General features: G+C 71.3%; 16 protein-coding genes and 1 pseudogene. 15 read left to right on the top strand and 2 right to left on the bottom strand.

The window, feature by feature from the left end; all coding sequences use genetic code 11:
* Positions 1-626: 626 nt before the first annotated feature.
* The 4 genes from KN815_RS13680 (at position 627) to KN815_RS13665 (ending at position 5,640) form a co-directional block, all read left to right on the top strand.
* A complete protein-coding gene (locus tag KN815_RS13680; protein ID WP_216342127.1) occupies positions 627-1,214 on the top strand; it encodes a CGNR zinc finger domain-containing protein in 588 nt (195 codons plus the stop codon).
* Positions 1,215-1,810: 596 nt separating this feature from the next.
* Positions 1,811-2,332: a sigma-70 family RNA polymerase sigma factor gene (locus tag KN815_RS13675; RefSeq protein ID WP_216342125.1), complete on the top strand. Its 522-nt coding sequence runs from the start codon at positions 1,811-1,813 to the stop codon at positions 2,330-2,332.
* Positions 2,329-3,087 carry an anti-sigma factor family protein gene (locus KN815_RS13670; protein ID WP_216342123.1) on the top strand — a complete coding sequence of 253 codons (759 nt, stop codon included), beginning with the start codon at positions 2,329-2,331 and terminating at the stop codon, positions 3,085-3,087. Before KN815_RS13675 ends, KN815_RS13670 begins: the two co-directional genes overlap by 4 nt.
* Before the next feature lie 63 nt (positions 3,088-3,150).
* Positions 3,151-5,640, top strand: coding sequence for a HelD family protein (locus tag KN815_RS13665; protein ID WP_372458342.1), 2,490 nt, complete (start codon positions 3,151-3,153; stop codon positions 5,638-5,640).
* A 206-nt stretch (positions 5,641-5,846) separates the two neighbouring features.
* Here the strand turns inward: KN815_RS13665 and KN815_RS13660 are convergent, their stop codons facing one another.
* Entirely contained in the window at positions 5,847-6,056 is a 210-nt protein-coding gene (locus tag KN815_RS13660) for a cold-shock protein (RefSeq protein WP_014061093.1), read from the bottom strand.
* A 268-nt stretch (positions 6,057-6,324) separates the two neighbouring features.
* Between KN815_RS13660 and KN815_RS13655 the strand changes: the two genes are divergently transcribed.
* On the top strand, positions 6,325-7,746 hold the full coding sequence (locus tag KN815_RS13655; protein WP_208519704.1) for an NAD-dependent malic enzyme: 1,422 nt from the start codon (positions 6,325-6,327) through the stop codon (positions 7,744-7,746).
* Positions 7,747-8,001: 255 nt separating this feature from the next.
* The gene (locus KN815_RS13650; protein WP_009717479.1) at positions 8,002-8,283 is read left to right on the top strand and encodes an HU family DNA-binding protein; all 282 of its coding nucleotides are present in this window, start codon (positions 8,002-8,004) and stop codon (positions 8,281-8,283) included.
* Between the two features lie 736 nt (positions 8,284-9,019).
* Here KN815_RS13650 and murA read toward each other — a convergent pair.
* A complete protein-coding gene (gene murA, locus KN815_RS13645) occupies positions 9,020-10,372 on the bottom strand; it encodes a UDP-N-acetylglucosamine 1-carboxyvinyltransferase (protein ID WP_216342120.1) in 1,353 nt (450 codons plus the stop codon).
* A gap of 254 nt (positions 10,373-10,626) precedes the next feature.
* On the opposite strand from murA, the gene KN815_RS13640 reads away from it, so the two are divergent.
* The 9 genes and pseudogenes from KN815_RS13640 to KN815_RS13600 form a co-directional block, all read left to right on the top strand.
* Positions 10,627-11,214, top strand: coding sequence for a YqgE/AlgH family protein (locus KN815_RS13640; protein ID WP_078647448.1), 588 nt, complete (start codon positions 10,627-10,629; stop codon positions 11,212-11,214).
* Between the two features lie 21 nt (positions 11,215-11,235).
* Positions 11,236-11,523 (top strand): DUF3039 domain-containing protein, encoded by a 288-nt coding sequence (locus KN815_RS13635; RefSeq protein ID WP_075200572.1) that lies wholly within the window; start codon positions 11,236-11,238, stop codon positions 11,521-11,523.
* Positions 11,524-11,668: 145 nt separating this feature from the next.
* Positions 11,669-12,079 carry a hypothetical protein gene (locus tag KN815_RS13630; protein WP_216342119.1) on the top strand — a complete coding sequence of 137 codons (411 nt, stop codon included), beginning with the start codon at positions 11,669-11,671 and terminating at the stop codon, positions 12,077-12,079.
* Positions 12,080-12,236: 157 nt separating this feature from the next.
* Positions 12,237-13,574, top strand: coding sequence for an extracellular solute-binding protein (locus tag KN815_RS13625; RefSeq protein WP_216342117.1), 1,338 nt, complete (start codon positions 12,237-12,239; stop codon positions 13,572-13,574).
* Positions 13,571-14,569: a carbohydrate ABC transporter permease gene (locus KN815_RS13620; protein WP_216342116.1), complete on the top strand. Its 999-nt coding sequence runs from the start codon at positions 13,571-13,573 to the stop codon at positions 14,567-14,569. Before KN815_RS13625 ends, KN815_RS13620 begins: the two co-directional genes overlap by 4 nt.
* Positions 14,566-15,435 (top strand): carbohydrate ABC transporter permease, encoded by an 870-nt coding sequence (locus tag KN815_RS13615; protein ID WP_216342114.1) that lies wholly within the window; start codon positions 14,566-14,568, stop codon positions 15,433-15,435. Before KN815_RS13620 ends, KN815_RS13615 begins: the two co-directional genes overlap by 4 nt.
* A 108-nt stretch (positions 15,436-15,543) precedes the next feature.
* The gene (locus tag KN815_RS13610; RefSeq protein WP_216342112.1) at positions 15,544-17,199 is read left to right on the top strand and encodes a beta-N-acetylhexosaminidase; all 1,656 of its coding nucleotides are present in this window, start codon (positions 15,544-15,546) and stop codon (positions 17,197-17,199) included.
* Between the two features lie 324 nt (positions 17,200-17,523).
* Entirely contained in the window at positions 17,524-18,423 is a 900-nt protein-coding gene (locus KN815_RS13605) for an FAD binding domain-containing protein (RefSeq protein WP_216342110.1), read from the top strand.
* Positions 18,420-19,293: pseudogene (locus KN815_RS13600) on the top strand (hypothetical protein); the annotation flags it as partial. The gene KN815_RS13605 and the pseudogene KN815_RS13600, both read left to right, overlap by 4 nt.

Genomic DNA, 19,293 nt, shown 5'->3' with positions numbered 1-19,293 from the left:
CGGCTCACCGGGGGCGCGGGGCGGGGGGCGCGGTGGGGTGCGTGGTGGGTGCGGGTTCCGCTGGGTGCGGGTGCGGGTGCGGGTGCGGGTGCGGGTGCGGGTGTGTGGGTGGTGCGCCTGCTGTTCGTGGTGGGTGGCGGGTGCGGGGCCTCCGGGGCGGCGCCCTGGACCGTATATTTACGGCGCCATTGGCCGGGGGCGTTGTGTTGGTCGGGGATTGGCGCCACAAATACACGTAAGCGTCCAGGACACCACCCCTGCGACCCCGCCCCCTCCCGTCTCGTCGGCGTCCGCGCGCCGGTGGTGTGAATGCAGCCTCTCCGGCGTTTGAGGAGTGGGGCGAGGGGCGGAGCCGGGAATTCAGCCCCTCCGGCGTTTGAGGAGCGGGGTCCGGGGCGGAGCCCCGGCGGGGGGCCAGGGGGCGGAGCCCCATGGTTTCGGGAAGGGGCGGGGTGGGGGATCTCCGCCGGAGGCGCCCACGGCCCGCACCCGGCGCGTCACAGGGCCACCACGGCGGAGCCCAAAGCGTTCGCCCCGCCTCGCCCCCGAAGGGGTTCCGGGGGACACCCGGGGCGGGCACTCTGAAAGGTGACCGGATCGGGCCTTCCCCAAGGGGTGACAGGAACATGTCGGGCTACGACCTGCGGTTCGACTCGGGACGGATCTGCCTGGACCTGGTGGCCACCGTCGGTGGCCGGCTCAGCGAGGCGCCCGTCGAGCGGCTGGGCGGTGTGGAGCCCCTCAGGGCCTGGCTGCTCGGTGCCGGCCTGGTGCCCGGCGGCACGCCGCTCGATGTCGTGGATCACCGCTGGCTCGTCCGCTTCCGGGCGGCCCGCGATCTGCTGCACCGCATCGTCCACACCGAGGTCGAGGGCCACGCCGCCGGAGCCGATCTGGAGCGGATGAACGCGCTGGCCGCCACCGCCCCGCCCGCCCTGCGCGCCGTACGGACGCCCGACGGCGCCCTGGTGCGTGCCCTCGCCGGGAAGCCCGACTGCGGTGCGCTGCTCTCCCAGATCGCCCGGGACGCGGTGCAGTTGCTCACCGACCCGGTGGCCCGCGGGCAGTTGCGGCGCTGTGAGGGGGAGACCTGTTCGCTGGTCTACCTCGACACCTCGCGCGGCCGCCGGAGGCGCTGGTGCTCCAGTGAAATTTGCGGGAACCGCGAACGAGTTGCCCGGCACCGCCGTCGGGTGGCCCCGAACAGTGCCTAAACCCAAACTTCAGCCTGATCTTGCGAGGAACCCCGGGCATTCACGCCCGGGAGGAATCGCATCTTTCGCCCCCGGGGCGCGCAGCGGTCCGGTAGTCTCTTCGTATCCGTTTGCGAGCTTGCAAGGCACGAACCGGCTTGCCGGGGACACGGTTTAGATAGCGCTGACCGGGCGGATGTCGCTGGGCTTGTCCCAGTGTGGGGCCCAGTCAACGGTCCCGCACCGCAGACCTGCGGTGGATGTGACTTCGTCGCCGCAGCCAGCCGCGCTCGGAGAGCATGAATCGGTGTGGTCGACTGAGTCAGCAAGCTCGGTCGTTCACGGCCGAGAAGTTGACCAAAGCATGAACCGGATCCGGACATGGCACAGGCCCCGGATGGGGGGACCGGGGCCTGTGGGGCGGATTTGGGGAGGGAGCCCTTCCTGATGGCCGACACCCGCCCGGCGTCGGCCTACTCGGTCTCAAGTACGCATCGCACAGGGGGCGATGTTCACTCCGGAATTGGGACGTACATCACACGGTGGCCGATGAACGCCGAGCGTTTCCAGCCCGTACCCCCCTCGACCCGGCGGCTTGCGTACGCAAAGATGCCCTCGTGACCGAGAGGACGACACCGGACGACGCGCTCATGCGCGCGCTCTACGCGGAGCACGCGGGCCCGCTTCTCGCCTTCGTCCTGCGCCTGGTCGCGGGCGACCGGCAGCGCGCCGAGGACGTGGTCCAGGAGACCTTGCTCAGGGCCTGGCGCAACGCCGACCAACTCCAGCGCTCCGGCGGGTCGGTACGGCCGTGGCTGGTGACCGTGGCCCGCCGCATCGTCATCGACGGCCACCGGCAACGCCGGGCACGTCCCCAGGAAGTGGACGCGGCAGCGCTCCATGTGATGCCCGCCGCGGACGACATCGACCGGGCATTGCGCCAGATGACCATTTCCGATGCGTTGAATGACCTCACCGATGCACATAGAGCGGCCCTCGTGGAGACATACTTCAAGGGACGGACGGTGAGTGAGGCGGCCGAGGTGCTGGGCGTTCCCGCCGGGACGGTAAGGTCCCGGGTCTTCTACGCGCTGCGCTCCCTGAAGCTCTCGCTCGAGGAACGGGGGGTTACGGCATGATGCCGGCAGCGGACGACCAGCAGCACACCGCGGTCGGCGCCTATGCGCTCGGAGTGCTCGACCCCGCCGACGCGGCGCGCTTCGAGGACCACCTCATCGGGTGCGAGCGGTGCGCCGCCGAGCTCGACGAGCTGATGGGGCTCCCGCCCCTGCTGGCCGAGTACGCCACCGCCGCCGACGGCACCGCGCTCCCGGATCCGTCGGTGGTCACCGCCCGCCCCGGGCCCGAACTGCTCGACCGGCTCCTGGACGACGTCACGGTCAGCCGTAAGGCATCCGGCAGAAGGCGGCTCTATCTCGTCGCCGCGGCCGCCGTCCTCATCGTCGGCGGCCCGCTCGCGGGAGCGGCGCTCACCGCGAGTTCCGACGACGGCAAGACCCAGGCGGTGGCGTCCACCTCCCAGCAGGTGTACGAGCAGGGCAGGAAGTTCAGCGCGGTGGACCCGGTCACCAAGGTGGACGCGTCCGTCTCGCTCCAGCAGAAGGGCTGGGGCACCTCCGTCGCCCTCAAGCTGGGCAACCTCAAGGGGCCGCGCACCTGCGACCTGGTGGCCATCGGCAAGGACGGCCACGAGGAGACCATCACCACCTGGGCCGTGCCCACATCGGGCTACGGCATCACGGACGGGGACGGTTCGCGCTGGAGCAAGGAGCCGCTCTACGCCCAGGGCGGCGCCGCCATGAACACCGACGACATCGAGCGTTTCGAGGTCCGCACGCTGGACGGCCGGCGGCTGGCCGAGGTCAGGCTCTGAGAATCCCGCTCCCCGGGGGTGTACGGTTGACGGCTGCCCTTAAGAACACAGAAGGGGGCCTGGGTGGCCGCGCAGAACGCCACGCATGACGACCGGACGGCACCGCGGCGGGACGGCGGGGACGGGGTCCGGGACCGCGAGATCCGGATCGAACAGACGCATCTGGACCGGGTGTACCACCGCCTCGAGGAGAAGATCCACGAGGCGGAGTTCCTCATGGACGACGCCGCCAAACGCGGCCAGGTCGGTACGCCCGGGGCGCTCGCCGAACGGGACGCCCAGGTCTTCCGGGCCGGGGTCCACCTCAACCGGCTGAACAGCGAGTTCGAGGACTTCCTCTTCGGCCGCATCGATCTGCTGCCGGGCAAGGACGGCGAGCGCGGCCCCGACGGCGCCTACACCTCCGTCGAGCCCGCCGACGACGCCATCCGCACCGGCCCGGACGGCGACCGCGCGGAGATCGCCGAAACCCTGCACATCGGCCGCATCGGCGTGCTCGACGCCGACTACGCCCCGCTGGTGATCGACTGGCGGGCGCCCGCCGCCGCGCCCTTCTACCGCTCGACCCCGGTGGCCCCCGGCCGCGTTGTCCGCCGCCGGGTGATCCGCAGCAAGGGCCGCCGGGTGCTCGGCGTCGAGGACGACCTGCTGCGCCCGGAGCTGAGCGCCACCCTCGACGGCAGTGCGCTGCCGGTGGTCGGCGACGGCGCCCTGATGGCCGCGCTCGGCCAGGCCCGCGGCCACACCATGCGGGACATCGTCGCCTCCATCCAGGCCGAGCAGGACCAGGTGATCCGCGCCCCCGCCGCCTCCATCACCGAGGTCGAGGGCGGCCCCGGCACCGGGAAGACGGCGGTCGCGCTGCACCGCGCGGCGTACCTCCTCTACCAGGACCGGCGGCGCTACGCGGGCGGCATCCTCGTGGTCAGCCCCACCCCGCTGCTGGTCGCCTACACCGAGGGCGTGCTGCCCTCACTGGGCGAGGAGGGCCAGGTGGCCATCCGCGCGGTGGGCTCCCTGGTGGAGGGCGCCGAGGCCACCACGTACGACACCCCGGCCGTGGCCCGCGTCAAGGGCTCCTCCCGGATGCTGAGGGTGCTGCGCAAGGCCGCCCGCGGCGCGCTGGAGATGCCGCGGGGAACCGCCGCCGGATCGGCCTCGTCGTCGGACCGTTCGTCGGACGACGGCCAGTTGACCCTCGACGTGGCGCTCGGCGCCCCCGCCGCCCCGTCGAACGACGGCGGCAGACCCGGTGCGGGCTCCGGGACCAGACCCGGCGGCCCGCCCGAGCGGCTGCGCGTGGTCGCCTTCGGTGCCCGGATCGAGCTGGACGCCGATGAGCTGCGCCGCATCCGCCAGAACGTGCTGGGCGGCACCGCACCCGTCAACCTGCTGCGCCCCCGCGCCCGCCGGCTGCTGCTGGACGCGCTGTGGACCCGCTCCGGCGCGCCCCGCCGCTACACCGACCCCGAGCTGGCCGCCGAGGCGCGCGAGGGCTTCGACGAGGACATCTCCTCCGAGGACGTCTTCCAGGAGTTCCTCGACGCCTGGTGGCCCGAGCTCACCCCCCGCTCCGTCCTCGCCGCCATGGCCGACGAGAAGCGGCTGGGGCGCTGGTCGCGGCGGGTGCTCAACCCCCGCGAGGTCCGCCAGGTGGCCCGGTCGCTCGCCCGGCTCGGCCCGGACGGGCAGGGCCCGCTGTCGGTCCACGACGTGGCGCTGCTGGACGAGCTGAACACCCTGCTGGGCCTCCCCGCCCGACCCGCCACCCCCCGCGAGGTGGATCCGCTGGACCAGTTGACCGGTCTGGACGAGCTGACCACCTACGCCGACCGGGTCGGCCCCCGCCGCGGCCGCGCCGACCGGGCCGAGCGGGAGCGCGCCGACTACGCCCACGTCATCGTCGACGAGGCGCAGGACCTCACCCCCATGCAGTGGCGGATGGTGGGACGGCGTGGCCGCCACGCCACCTGGACGGTGGTCGGCGACCCGGCCCAGAGCTCCTGGTCCGACCCGGACGAGGCGGGGCGGGCCCGGGACGAGGCGCTCGGCAGCCGCCCGCGCCGCCGCTTCACCCTCACCGTCAACTACCGCAACCCGTCCGAGATCGCCGAGTTGGCCACCAGGGTCCTCACCCTGGCGATGCCCGGCACCCCCGCGCCCGAGGCGGTCCGCTCCACGGGCGTGGAGCCGCGCTTCGCACCGGACGTGGACGGCGATCTCGGCGCGGCCGCCCGCCGGGAGGCGCTCCGGCTGCTGGACGAGGTGGACGGCACCGTCGGCGTCGTCGTCGCGATGAACCGCCGCGAGCAGGCCCGTCAGTGGCTGACCGGCCTGGGCCACCGGGTGGTGGCGCTGGGCAGCCTGGAGGCGAAGGGGCTGGAGTACGACGCGACGGTCGTGGTCTCGCCCGCCGAGATCGCCGACGAGTCACCGGCGGGGCTACGGGTGCTGTACGTGGCGCTCACCCGCGCGACCCAGCGGCTGACGGTGGTGTCGGGGACCCGCGACGAGCCGGACGCCCACGGCGTCCCCGACCTGCTGCGGGAGTGAATCTCCCGCAAGGCCCGGGCGGGGGGCGAAATCAACCCCCGGGAGGGGAATCCCTTCCCGGGCCTGTTTGTTAGCCTTGACGTGGCACCGGCCCGATCCAAGCCCCCGGGCCCAACCTTCGTCGCTTCGAGCGACCACTTGCCGCGAGGCGAGCATGGCGGGTCGGTGCCACCCTTCTCTTCCGAAGAGGTCCGCGCCGGGCGGTGTCAGCCGCCCAGGATGCGGACCTCTTCCGCTTGCGGGCCCTTGCGGCCCTGCACGATCTGGAATTCGACCCGCTGCTCGTCGACCAGGCTGCGGTAGCCGCTGCCGTCGATCGAGCTGTAGTGGACGAAGACGTCCGGTCCGCCGTCCTCCTGGGCGATGAAGCCGTAGCCCTTCTCGGCGTTGAACCACTTCACGGTGCCCTGAGCCATGCCCGCGCTCCTCTTGTCTCTTCCTCCGACGCTGTAGCGCGCCAGAGCCTAGGACGGCGGATGCGGCGGACGGCCCGCCTCGCCAGGCGTTCCCGCGAAGGAGTGGGGGTTTCCACTCGGGTGACCCCACTCTGCTATGTCAGAACAATATGTCCGAAAGTCGGGCCGGGTTACCCCGTACCGAGAGGTAGGTGCAACTATCTGAGGCGTGGCCCGGCATTCCCGCGGCCCGGACAGCATGTACCAGGGAAAGCAGAGGAAGCAGGCCATGGCAACGGCGCCCAGCGTCTCGTACTCGATGACGGTCCGACTGGAGGTGCCCGCGAGCGGCACCGCGGTCAGCCAGCTCACCACGGCCGTGGAGTCCTCCGGCGGCTCGGTCACGGGCCTCGATGTGACCGCTTCCGGCCACGAGAAGCTCCGTATCGACGTCACCATCGCCGCCACCTCGACCGCGCACGCCCAGGAAATCGTGGAGAAGCTGCGGGGCATCGAAGGTGTCTCGCTCGGCAAGGTCTCCGACCGTACGTTCCTGATGCACCTCGGCGGCAAGATCGAGATGTCGTCGAAACACCCCATCCGCAACCGTGACGACCTCTCCATGGTCTACACCCCGGGCGTCGCCCGGGTCTGCCAGGCCATCGCGGAGAACCCCGAGGACGCCCGGCGCCTGACCATCAAGCGCAACAGTGTGGCCGTCGTCACCGACGGCTCCGCGGTCCTGGGCCTCGGCAACATCGGCCCCAAGGCCGCCCTGCCGGTCATGGAGGGCAAGGCGGCCCTCTTCAAGCGGTTCGCGGGCATCGACGCCTGGCCGATCTGCCTGGACACCCAGGACACCGACGAGATCGTCGCGATCGTGAAGGCCATCGCCCCCGGCTTCGCGGGGATCAACCTGGAGGACATCTCCGCCCCCCGCTGCTTCGAGATCGAGGCGCGGCTGCGCGAGTCCGTGGACATCCCGGTCTTCCACGACGACCAGCACGGCACCGCGATCGTGGTGCTGGCCGCGCTCACCAACGCGCTGCGGGTGGTCGACAAGAAGATCGAGGATGTGAGGGTCGTCATGTCCGGCGCGGGCGCCGCCGGCACGGCCATCCTGCGGCTGCTGATCGCCGCGGGCGTGCGGCACGCGGTGGTCGCCGACATCCACGGCGTGGTGCACGCCGGGCGCGAGGACCTGGTCTCCGCCGACCCGGAGTCCCCGCTGCGCTGGATCGCCGACAACACCAACCCGGAGGGCGTCACGGGCACCCTGCGCGAGGCCGTGCGCGGCGCGGACGTCTTCATCGGCGTCTCGGCCCCGAACGTGCTCTCCGGCGACGACGTGGCCGCCATGGCGGACGGCGCGATCGTCTTCGCGCTGGCCAACCCCGACCCCGAGGTGGACCCGGCGATCGCCCGCCAGACCGCCGCGGTGGTGGCCACCGGACGCTCGGACTTCCCGAACCAGATCAACAACGTGCTGGTGTTCCCGGGCGTTTTCCGTGGTTTGCTGGACGCGCAGTCGCGTACGGTGAACACCGAGATGATGCTGGCCGCTGCCGGCGCGCTCGCGGACGTCGTCCACGACGACGAGCTCAATGCCAACTACATCATTCCGAGCGTCTTCAACGACAAGGTCGCGGGGGCGGTCGCCGGAGCCGTACGGGACGCGGCGCGCCCTGTGACCGGTACCACTGCGGTCTAGGCCCGGCACGGCGCGTCGCGCGCTGTGGGGTCCCGGAGGCAGCCATAGGGTGGCGGGCAGGAAAACGACCGCCACGGCGCTTTTCGTGTGACTCTCGAGGGCTCCGGATTGGCTTTCCCGCCACAGGTGCGGGCAGGATGCGTTCCGGGCGCGAGGGTCTGAACAGCAGACCCGGGTCCGGGGACTGTCCGAGGGCCCTGGCAGCATCGGCTTCGATCTCACGCCTCATTGGCAAGATGAACACGGGAGTACAACATGAACCGCAGTGAGCTGGTGGCCGCTCTGTCCGAGCGCGCCGAGGTGACCCGAAAGGACGCCGACGCCGTGCTGGCCGCCCTCGCCGAGGTGACCGGTGAGGTCGTCGCGAAGGGCGACGAGAAGGTCACCATCCCCGGCTTCCTGACCTTCGAGCGCACCCACCGTGCCGCTCGCACCGCGCGCAACCCGCAGACCGGTGAGCCGATCGAGATCCCGGCCGGCTACAGCGTGAAGGTCTCCGCGGGCTCCAAGCTCAAGGAAGCCGCCAAGGGCAAGTAAGCCCTCGCGAACGAAAGGGGCGGTCACCCGAGGGTGACCGCCCCTTTCGGCGCTCCTACGGTCCCAGAGGCCCGTCTACGAGGCGTACGGCGTCCGAGCCCGCCGCGCTACGAGCTACGAGGCTCACGGCGCCCGAGCCCGCCACCACGAGGCGTCGGCACGGGCGCTACCGCGTCTATGCGGGGGCGGTGCCGCCCGGGAGCTCCACCTTGGCGCCGAGTTCCACGAGCTTCTCCATGCTGCATTCCCCGGGGGTAACCCCCGGACCCCCAGCCGGGGGCGTCGTCGTGGCTCGGGTGTGGGATGGGGCGGCCCGCCTCGGGTGTCGGGGCGGGCCGTGGTCGTCGGGTGGGGCGCTACCGCGTCTATGCGGGGGCGGTGCCGCCCGGGAGCTCCACCTTGGCGCCGAGTTCCACGAGCTTCTCCATGCTGCATTCCCCGGGGGTAACCCCCGGACCCCCAGCCGGGGGCGTCGTCGTGGCTCGGGTGTGGGATGGGGCGGCCCGCCTCGGGTGTCGGGGCGGGCCGTGGTCGTCGGGTGGGGCGCTACCGCGTCTATGCGGGGGCGGTGCCGCCCGGGAGCTCCACCTTGGCGCCGAGTTCCACGAGCTTCTCCATGCTGCAGTCCCCGGGGGTAACCCCCGGACCCCCAGCCGGGGGCGTCGTCGTGGCTCGGGTGTGGGATGGGGCGGCCCGCCTCGGGTGTCGGGGCGGGCCGTGGTCGTCGGGTGGGGCGCTACCGCGTCGATGCGGGGGCGGTGCCGCCCGGGAGCTCCACCTTGGCGCCCAGCTCGACCAACTTCTCCATGAAGTTCTCGTAGCCGCGGTTGATCAGGTCGATGCCGTGGACCCGTGAGGTGCCCTGGGCCGCCAGGGCCGCGATCAGGTAGGAGAAGCCGCCGCGGAGGTCGGGGATGATCAGGTCGGCGCCCTGGAGCTTGGTGGGGCCGGAGACGACCGCGGAGTGCAGGAAGTTGCGCTGGCCGAAGCGGCAGGCCGAGCCGCCCAGGCATTCGCGGTAGAGCTGGATGTGGGCGCCCATCTGGTTGAGCGCCGAGGTGAAGCCCAGCCGCGACTCGTAGACCGTCTCGTGGACGATGGACAGGCCCGACGCCTGGGTCAGGGCCACCACCAGCGGCTGCTGCCAGTCGGTCTGGAAGCCGGGGTGGACGTCGGTCTCCAGGGCGATCGCGTCGAGCTTGCCGCCGGGGTGCCAGAACCGTATGCCCTCGTCGCCGATGTCGAAGGCGCCGCCCACCTTGCGGTAGGTGTTCAGGAAGGTCATCATCTCGCGCTGCCGGGCGCCGCGCACATAGATGCTGCCCTCGGTCGCCAGCGCCGCGCTCGCCCAGGAGGCGGCCTCCAGGCGGTCCGGGAGGGCGCGGTGGTTGTAGCCGCCGAGCTTGTCGACACCGGTGATCCGGATCGTCCGGTCGGTGTCCATGGAGATGATGGCGCCCATCTTCTGAAGGACGCAGATGAGGTCTTCGATCTCCGGCTCGACCGCCGCGTTGGAGAGTTCCGTCACACCCTCGGCGAGCACCGCCGTCAGCAGCACCTGCTCGGTGGAGCCCACCGAGGGGTACGGCAGCCGGATCTTGGTGCCGCGCAGCCGGTGCGGGGCCTCCAGGTACTGGCCGTCCGCCCGCTTCTCGATCGTCGCGCCGAACTGGCGCAGCACGTCGAAGTGGAAGTCGATCGGCCGGCCGCCGATGTCACAGCCGCCCAGGCCGGGGATGAAGGCGTGGCCGAGGCGGTGCAGCAGCGGGCCGCAGAAGAGGATCGGGATCCGCGAGGAACCGGCGTGCGCGTCGATGTCGGCGACATTGGCGCTCTCCACATGCGTGGGGTCGAGCACCAGCTCACCGGACTCGTCACCGGGGCGCACCGTCACGCCGTGCAGTTGCAGCAGCCCGCGCACCACCCGCACATCGCGGATGTCGGGGACGTTGCGCAGCCGGCTGGGCCCACTGCCGAGCAGGGCGGCCACCATGGCCTTCGGCACGAGGTTCTTCGCGCCGCGCACACGGATCTCGCCTTCGAGCGGGGTGCCGCCGTGGACGAGCAGGACATCGTTCGAGCGGGTCATCGGGTCTCGCGTTCCTGAGACGGGCAGGGCCAAAAGGCACAGGGGCCAAAGGGCAAGAGTAATGGCCCTGGAGACCGCCTCCGTAAGACTCCTGCGCGCATTGAGTCCTCCCGTGTGGGCGGCGACACGTTCCGTCCCCCTCGAAGAGCCCACAGTCACGTGCGCCGCATCTGCTGTCTTGCGCCCCGACCTGCTCTCATACGGGACTCGTCTTCCACTCCCCCTCCGACCCGGATATGGGGGATCATGTGGCCATGACCGAGGTGTCCTCGCTCACAGGACGGCTGCTTGTCGCGACACCGGCGCTTGCTGACCCGAACTTCGACCGCGCGGTGGTGCTCCTCCTCGATCACGACGAGGAGGGCTCGCTCGGTGTGGTCCTGAACCGCCCGACCCCGGTGGGGGTGGGCGACATCCTGGAGTCGTGGGCCGAGCTGGCCGGGGAGCCGGGGGTGGTCTTCCAGGGCGGTCCGGTCTCGCTGGACTCCGCGCTGGGCGTGGCCGTCGTCCCGGGCGAATCGGGGCGGTCCGCGGCGCGCACCGAGGACGGGCCACTCGGCTGGCGCAGAGTGCACGGGGCGATCGGCCTGGTCGACCTGGAGGCGCCGCCGGAGCTGCTGGCGGCGGCCGTGGGGTCCTTGCGGATCTTCGCGGGTTACGCGGGCTGGGGGCCCGGTCAGCTCGAGGACGAGCTCGCCGAGGGCGCGTGGTACGTGGTGGAGTCCGAGCCGGGCGATGTGTCCTCGCCCGCCCCCGAGCGGCTGTGGCGTGCGGTGCTGCGCCGCCAGCGCAGTGAGCTGGCCATGGTCGCCACGTATCCGGACGACCCTTCTCTCAACTAGGCATGAGTACCCTAGGGCTGTATGAGCACTCTTGAGCCCGAGCGCGGGGCAGGCACGGGGACCCTCGTTGAGCCGACACCTCAGGTGTCGCACGGTGACGGCGACCACGAGCGCTATGCCCACTATGTACAGAAAGACAAGATCATGGAGAGCGCCCTCTCCGGATCTCCCGTCGTCGCACTGTGCGGCAAGGTCTGGGTCCCGGGTCGTGACCCGAAGAAGTACCCGGTGTGTCCCATGTGCAAGGAGATCTTCGAGGGCATGGGCGCCGGCGGCGACAAGGGCAAGGACGGCGACGGCAAGAAGTAGCCGGTCCGTGGGCCCCAGGCCCTGACGGAAAGCCTCGCGCGACAGACGGCTCGCCCGGCCCGCGGCCCCACTCGGGGGTCGCGGGCCGGGCGAGCCGTGCTTGTGCGCCCTGCCGTGCGCCGGATGACCCCAGTAGGGTCGGCCCATGAGCGGGCGTACGGAGAACGGGGCGGCGCGGGCCGCCTATCTGGTGTTCGGGGCGCGTGAGGTCGACGAGCCCGATGCGGAAGGCGCCAGCGCCTACTGCCAGTTCGAGAAGGACTGGGACGCCCAGCTCGAACAGTGCGGGCGGCTGGCCGCCGAGCGGGGCTACCGGCCCGCCGGAAGCTGCGTGATGTCGGTCGCGCAGCCGACCCTTCCCGGACTTCTGGAGTGGGCGGCCGACCCGGGCTGCGATGTGGTGTTGGTGGCCAGCGACCACGTCCTCGAGCGGATCCGGAAGACCTGGCCCGACTGGGGCCGGGTGATCGCGCGCCTGGAGGAAGCGGGTGCGCGGGTGGAGGCCGTGCCGTATGTTGAACCCGCCTATCCGGGTGAAGAGTTACCGCGTCGCTAGCGCGAAGTCCGTTGTGCCGCACAGCGGTTCGGCTCATTTGGTCACGGAGTGGTTCAGACCTCTTGTGGGGTCGCTCAAGGTTCCCTAGCCTCACGCATATTGTGCTGAGCGAAACATGCGTTGCATATGCTGCAACGCCAAATGTTTAAGGGTCCTCATGAAGTCGTCCCATCTCTCCGTGTTCTCCCGCTTGTCCTCGCGCGTCACCGTGCCCGTGGCGGCACTGACCCTGGCGGGGCTGGCCGCGACCGGATGCGCTCCCTCCACCTCCGACAACAGCTCCGACAAGGACGAGAAGAGCGGCAAGCTGCGCGTCTGGCTCTTCCAGGAGGTCAACAACGCGCCCAAGAAGAAGGTGATCGACGAGGCGGTCGCCGGCTTCGAGAAGGAGCATGACGGGACCGAGGTCGAGGTGGCCTACATCCCGATCGACACCCGGGCGCAGAAGATCAAGGCGGCTTTCAACGACCCCAAGAGCGCTCCCGACGTCATCGAGTACGGCAACACCGACACCGCCGGCTACGTCAAGGACGGCGGACTGCTGGACATCAGCAAGGAGTTCGGCGCCTGGGGCGACTCGACGAACATCGACCCCACCGCGAAGTACACGCTGACCATCGGCGGCAAGGTCTACGGCGCTCCGCTCTTCGTCGGCGTCCGGGCGCTGTACTACCGGACGGACGTCTTCAAGGACCTCGGCCTGGAGCCCCCGACCACCCAGGACGAACTGATTGCGACCGCGAAGAAGATCCGCTCGCAGCGGTCGGATCTGTACGGTCTCGCGGTCGGCGGCGCCTACACCTACGGCGCGATGCCCTTCATCTGGGCCAACGGCGGCGACCTCGCCGGCGAGAAGGGCAAGTTCGGCTCGAACGAGTACGAGGCGGCCATCGACAGCGCCAACGCCCAGAAGGGCGTCAAGGCGTACACCTCGCTCTTCGGCAACGACAACTGCCCGGCCGCCAAGTGCGCCCAGTGGGGCGGCAACGACACCATCGAGGCGTTCGCCTCGGGCAAGGCGGGCATGGCGATCGGCGGCGACTTCAGCCGCCAGGCCATCGAGGCGGGCAAGGTCAAGGGCAAGTACAAGGTCGTGCCGCTGCCGGGCGTGAAGAAGGGCGATATCGCCCCGGCCTTCGCGGGCGGCAACAACGTCGGAGTGCTCAAGAGCACCACGCACCGCACCCTCGCCGTGGACCTGCTCCAGACGCTCTCCGGCAAGCAGACCCAGCGCAAGCTCTACGACGCCATGGGCTTCCTGCCGACCTTCACCGATGTGCGCGGCGATGTGGCGCAGAAGGACCCCTTCCTGAAGCCCTTCGTGAAGACCCTCAACGACAGCGCCAAGTTCGTGCCCGCCTCGCCCGGCTGGGCGGCCATCGACGCGCAGCTCGTCCTGCCCACCATGTTCCAGGAGATCGTCAGCGGCCGTAAGAACGTGGAGACCGCCACCAAGGACGCCGCGAAGAAGATGGACGAGGCGTTCCAGCAGTGAGCTCCGGCACCGCACAGCACGCCCGGCGCGCCCCCGCCAAGGGCCGCCGGTCCCGGCCGGGCCCCGTCGTCCCGGCCGGGGGCCGAGCCGGGAAGGGCTCCCGGCGGGGAGCCTGGACGCCCTGGCTCTATCTCGCCCCGGCGCTCGTCGTCCTGGGCGGGCTGCTCGTCTACCCGATCTACCAGCTCGGTCTGATCTCCTTCCTGGAGTACACCCAGGCGCAGGTCAGCGGCGGTGAGCCGACCACCTTCCAGGGATTCGCCAACTACGCCGAGCTGTTCCGCGACGGCGAGTTCTGGAACGTCGTCGTGGCCACGCTGCTCTTCGCCGCCGTCTGCGTGGTGTCGACCCTCGCGGTCGGCTGTGCGCTCGCGGTGCTGCTGACGCGCGTACGGGCCATTCCGCGGCTGGCGCTGATGCTGGCCGCGCTCGGCGCCTGGGCCACCCCGGCGATCACCGGCTCGACGGTCTGGGTCTTCCTCTTCGACCCCGACTTCGGGCCGGTGAACAAGATCCTGGTGTGGTTCGGGCTCTCCGGGTTCGAGAACTACTCCTGGACCTATGACCGCTACAGCGCCTTCGCCCTGGTGCTGTTCGAGGTCGTGTGGTGCTCGTTCCCGTTTGTGATGGTCACCGTCTACGCGGGCATCAAGGCCATCCCCACCGAGGTGCTGGAGGCCGCCGCCCTCGACGGCGCCTCCACCTGGCGGATCTGGCGCACCATCATGGCGCCGATGCTGCGGCCGATCCTCGTCGTGGTGACCATCCAGTCCATCATCTGGGACTTCAAGGTCTTCACCCAGATCTACGTCATGACCGACGGCGGCGGGATCGCGCGCCAGAACATGGTGCTCAACGTGTACGCGTACCAGAAGGCGTTCGCGTCCTCGCAGTACAGCCTGGGCTCGGCGATCGGCGTGGTGATGCTGCTCATCCTGCTGGTCGTGACGCTGGTCTATCTGCGGCTGCTGCGACGCCAGGGAGAAGAACTGTGAGCCACTCGCGCGTCTCGCTGCGCATCCGCCGTCCCTGGCGCTTCGCCGCCGAGGCCACCGCCCTGATCGTGGCGGCCGTGGTCGCCTTCCCGCTGTACTGGATGGTGCTCTCGGCCTTCAAGCCCGAGGGGGAGATCCAGTCCACCGAGCCCCGGCCGTGGACGACGGCCCCGTCGCTCGACTCCTTCCGGCGCGTCTTCCAGCAGGAGGACTTCGGGCGCTACTTCCTCAACAGCCTCCTGGTGGCCGGGGTGGTGGTGGTCGCCTCGGCGCTGATCGCCTTCCTCGCGGCGACGGCGGTCGCCCGCTTCCGGTTCCGCTTCCGCACCACGCTGCTGATCATGTTCCTGGTCGCGCAGATGGTGCCGATCGAGGCGCTGACCATCCCGCTGTTCTTCCTGATGCGCGATCTGGGGGAGTCGGTGCCGGGGATCGGGCTCAACACCCTGGGCTCGCTGATCCTGCCGCATATCGCCTTCTCGCTGCCGTTCGCCATCTGGATGCTGCGCGGCTTCGTCAAGGCCGTGCCCGAGGCGCTGGAGGAGGCGGCCTATCTCGACGGGGCCAGCCGCTCCCGCTTCCTGTGGCAGATCCTCTTCCCGCTGGTCTTCCCCGGACTTGTCGCGACGAGCGTCTTCTCCTTCATCTCCACCTGGAACGACTTCCTGTTCGCCAAGTCCTTCATCATCAGCGCGACCGAGAACTCCACCCTTCCGATGGCGCTGCTGGTCTTCTTCAAGGCCGAGGGCAACGACTGGGGAGGCATCATGGCGGCGTCCACCGTCATGACCATCCCCGTGCTGATCTTCTTCGTCCTCGTACAGCGCCGACTGGTCTCCGGTCTCGGCGGCGCCGTGAAGGACTGACGGAGAGAAGGGCTGACGAGGCTGACGAGGAGAAGGACTGACGAAGAAGGCCGACGAACGGACCGGCAAGGGCTTTCAACGCGCCGACAAGGGCCGATGAGGGAGCAGATGACACACGACGCCGCGGGGCTGATCCCCGCGCCCCGCCATGACCAGAGCCGTACGGGCCGCGCGGGCGCGCGGATCCACCCGCGGCACACCGCCCTGGCCGCCGCCCCCGGCGCCGAGGGCGTGGCGCGCCTGCTGCGCACCACCCTCGGCCAGGCGCTCGGCCTGTCCCTGCCGGACGGCGAACCCGGCGGCCCCGACACCCTCACGCTGCGGATCGACGCCGCGCTGGAGCCCGAGGGCTACCGGCTCACCGTGGCCGACGGCCGGGTGGAGATCGCGGGCGGCACGGCCGCGGGCGTCCACTGGGGCACCCAGACGCTCCGTCAGTTGCTGGGCCCCGACGCCTTCCGCCGCGCCCCGCTCAGGGACGCGGAGACCGGCTGGGAGCTGGCGGAGCGGACGGTCAAGGACGCGCCCCGGTTCGCCTGGCGCGGGCTGATGCTGGATGTGGCCCGTCACTTCATGCCCAAGGACGGCGTCTTCGCCTATCTCGACCTGCTCGCCGCCCACAAGCTCAATGTCTTCCACTTCCATCTCACCGACGACCAGGGCTGGCGCGTGGCGATCCGCCGCTATCCCAAGCTGACCGGGACCGGCGCCTGGCGTGAGCGCACCAAGCTCGGCCACCGGGCGTCCCCGCTGTGGGACGAGCGGCCGCACGGCGGCTACTACACCCAGGACGACATCCGCGAGATCGTCGCCTACGCCGCCGAACGGCATATCACCGTCGTGCCGGAGATCGACATTCCCGGGCATTCGCAGGCCGCCATCGCCGCGTACCCGGAGCTGGGCAACACCGATGTCATCGACACCGCCTCCCTCGGAGTCTGGACCACCTGGGGCGTCAACCCGAACGTACTCGCTCCCACCGACAACACGCTCCGCTTCTTCGAGCAGGTGCTGGAAGAGGTCCTGGAGCTGTTCCCCGGCACCTTCGTCCACATCGGCGGCGACGAGTGCCCCAAGGACCAGTGGAAGGCGTCCCCGGCCGCTCAGGAGCGCATCCGCGCGCAGGGTCTCGCCGACGAGGACGAGCTCCAGAGCTGGTTCATCCGCCACTTCGGCCACTGGCTGGCCGAGCGCGGGCGCCGGCTGATCGGCTGGGACGAGATCCTCGAGGGCGGCGCGGCCGACGCCCCGCTGCCGGAGGGCGCCGCGGTCTCCTCCTGGCGCGGCTACGCGGGCGGGATCGCCGCCGCGCGGGCCGGCCATGACGTCGTCATGTGCCCCGAGCAGCAGGTGTACTTCGACCACCGGCAGGCTCCGGGCGAGGGCGAGCCGGTCCCGATCGGCTACGTCCGCACCCTGGAGGATGTCTATCGCTTCGAACCGGTTCCACCACAGCTCACCGGAGCCGACGCGGACCGGGTGCTGGGCGCCCAGGCCAACGTCTGGACCGAGGTGATGGAGGACCGCCGGCGCGTCGACTACCAGACCTTCCCCCGGCTCGCCGCCTTCGCCGAGGTCGTCTGGTCGGCGCTGCCGCCGTCGTCCGAACGGGACTTCGGGGCGTTCCAGGGGCGCATGGAGGCACATTACGCGCGTTTGGACGCGCTCGGCGTGAGCTATCGCCCGCCCGCCGGGCCGCTCCCCTGGCAGCGGCGCCCCGGCCTGCTCGGACGCCCGCGCGAGGGAGCGCCCCCGATCGTGTGAGCCGCCCCGCCGCGGCCGGGAGCACCCCCGGCCGCGGCCGGGGGACCGGGTCCTGAAAAAGGTGCGCGCCGACGCTCCGCCGCCCCTGCGAGCGTAGTCCCTCCGGCGCAAGACCAAATCGCACAAGGGTCCCTGAAACGTGGCAATCCACTCTCGCCGGAGACGTCGCCCCAAACCCGTACCATCCCCCAGGTCAGGGACGGATCCACGGATCACGGACCCCCACGACGGCGGGCTCGCAAGATGTGCCAGAGTTGCCACGTCCGGGCTGTCAGCACGTACCGTACGGCGCAACAGCCGGGACACCGGGGAAGGGGCAGCGGGTTGACCACGCACGCACCGCAGGCGGCGCACACGGTGACGTTGCCGGGCACGCTCGACGAGGCCGTGGCGGCACTGGCCGCCATGCCCGCCGCCGTGCCCGTGGCGGGCGGTACCGATCTGATGGCCGCGGTCAACTCCGGCCTGCTGCGGCCCGCCGCGCTCGTCGGCCTCGGCCGGATCAGCGAAATCCGAGGCTGGCGCTATCTGGACGGGCACGCCCTGCTCGGCGCCGGACTCACCCACGCCCGGATGGGCCGCCCCGACTTCGCCGCGCTGATCCCGGCGCTGGCCGCGGCCGCGCGGGCCGCCGGACCACCGCAGATCCGCAACGCGGGCACTCTCGGCGGCAACATCGTCACCGCCGCCCCCACCGGCGACGCGCTGCCGGTGCTCGCCGCGCTGGAGGCCACGGTCATCATCGCCGGGCCCGAGGGGTCCCGCCGCGAGATCCCGGTCAGCCATCTGCTCGCCGGGGTCGATCTGCTGAACCCCGGTGAACTCGTCGGATTCGTCCGGGTTCCGCTGCTGCACGCCCCGCAGACCTTCCTCAAGGCCACCGGGCGCACCGGGCCCGGCCGGGCCACCGCCTCCGTCGCCCTCGTCCTGGACCCCGCGCGGCGCGGGGTGCGCTGTGCGGTCGGGGCGGTCGCGCCGATGCCGCTGCGCCCCCTGGACGCCGAGCGCTGGGTCGCCTCGCTCATCGACTGGGACGGCGACCGCGGCCATCTCGATCCGCAGGTCACCACCGCTTTCGGCGAGTACGTCGCCGCCGCGTGCATCCCCGATCCGCCGCCCCCGCAGGACGGAACCGAGCCGGTCCCCCTGCCGCCTGCCGCGATCCACCTGAGGCGTACCGTGGCGGCCCTGGCCCGCCGAGCTCTGGGGAGGGCACTCGCGTGAGTGATGAACAGCAGCCGCACCGGCCGGATCCGGGAAGCGGATGGCAGCCGATGCCGCACGGCCCGGAGTACGACGCCGAGTCGACGGCGTTCGTACAACTGCCGCCGGACTACGCCCACCCGGACCCGACCGATCCGTCCGGCCGTTGGGACCCGCTCGCGGCGCCCGGCACCGGCTACGCGCCCCCGCCGATGGACGTGGGGCACGGTGACCCGTCCCATGGCGGCCAGTGGCAGCCGTCCGGCCATGGCCAGGGCGCTCCCCACGACCAGGGCATGACCGGGCACTGGACCACCGCGGAGACCGACGGCGGCTATCTGTACGGCGGCCACCACGATCCGCACGGCGCCGTCCAGTGGCCGGTGCCCACCGAGGACCAGCAGGGCCACCACCCGCCGCACACCGGCCACTGGCCCGCTCCGGCGGCCGAGGAGCCGGTGGACGACTGGCCGGTCGACGACTGGCCGGTGCCCGCCTCGTCCGACAACGGCGCGGGCGGGCCGGTGCAGACCAGCCAGTGGACCATCCCGGTCGCGGGCGACGAGGGTGTGGACGAGACCGGTGAGTACCGGGTCGACGACCACCCCGGCCCGGCCGCGCCTCCTTACGGCGGCCACGCGGACGACCCTCAGGACCCGCAGACGACGGCTCAGTTGCGGATGCCCTTCGCCGGGCCGACGCCCCGGCAGCAGCCCCACCAGCCGCAGCAGCCGCACCAGCCCGCGCCCGGACAGCAGCAGGGGCACACCGGCCAGTGGTCGGTTCCGGCCGCCGAGGAGGGCGCGGAGGACTCCGGGGAGTACGCGGTCGAGGGCCACCCCGGCCCGGCCTCGGCCGCCCCGTCGGCCACCCCCACCCAGCCGCCCGCCC

The sequence above is a fragment of the Streptomyces niphimycinicus genome, assembly GCF_018883605.1.
Classification (GTDB): Bacteria; Actinomycetota; Actinomycetes; order Streptomycetales; family Streptomycetaceae; genus Streptomyces; species Streptomyces niphimycinicus.
Note: the sequence above shows the minus strand (reverse complement) of the source record. Positions and strands in the feature narration are given on the sequence as shown.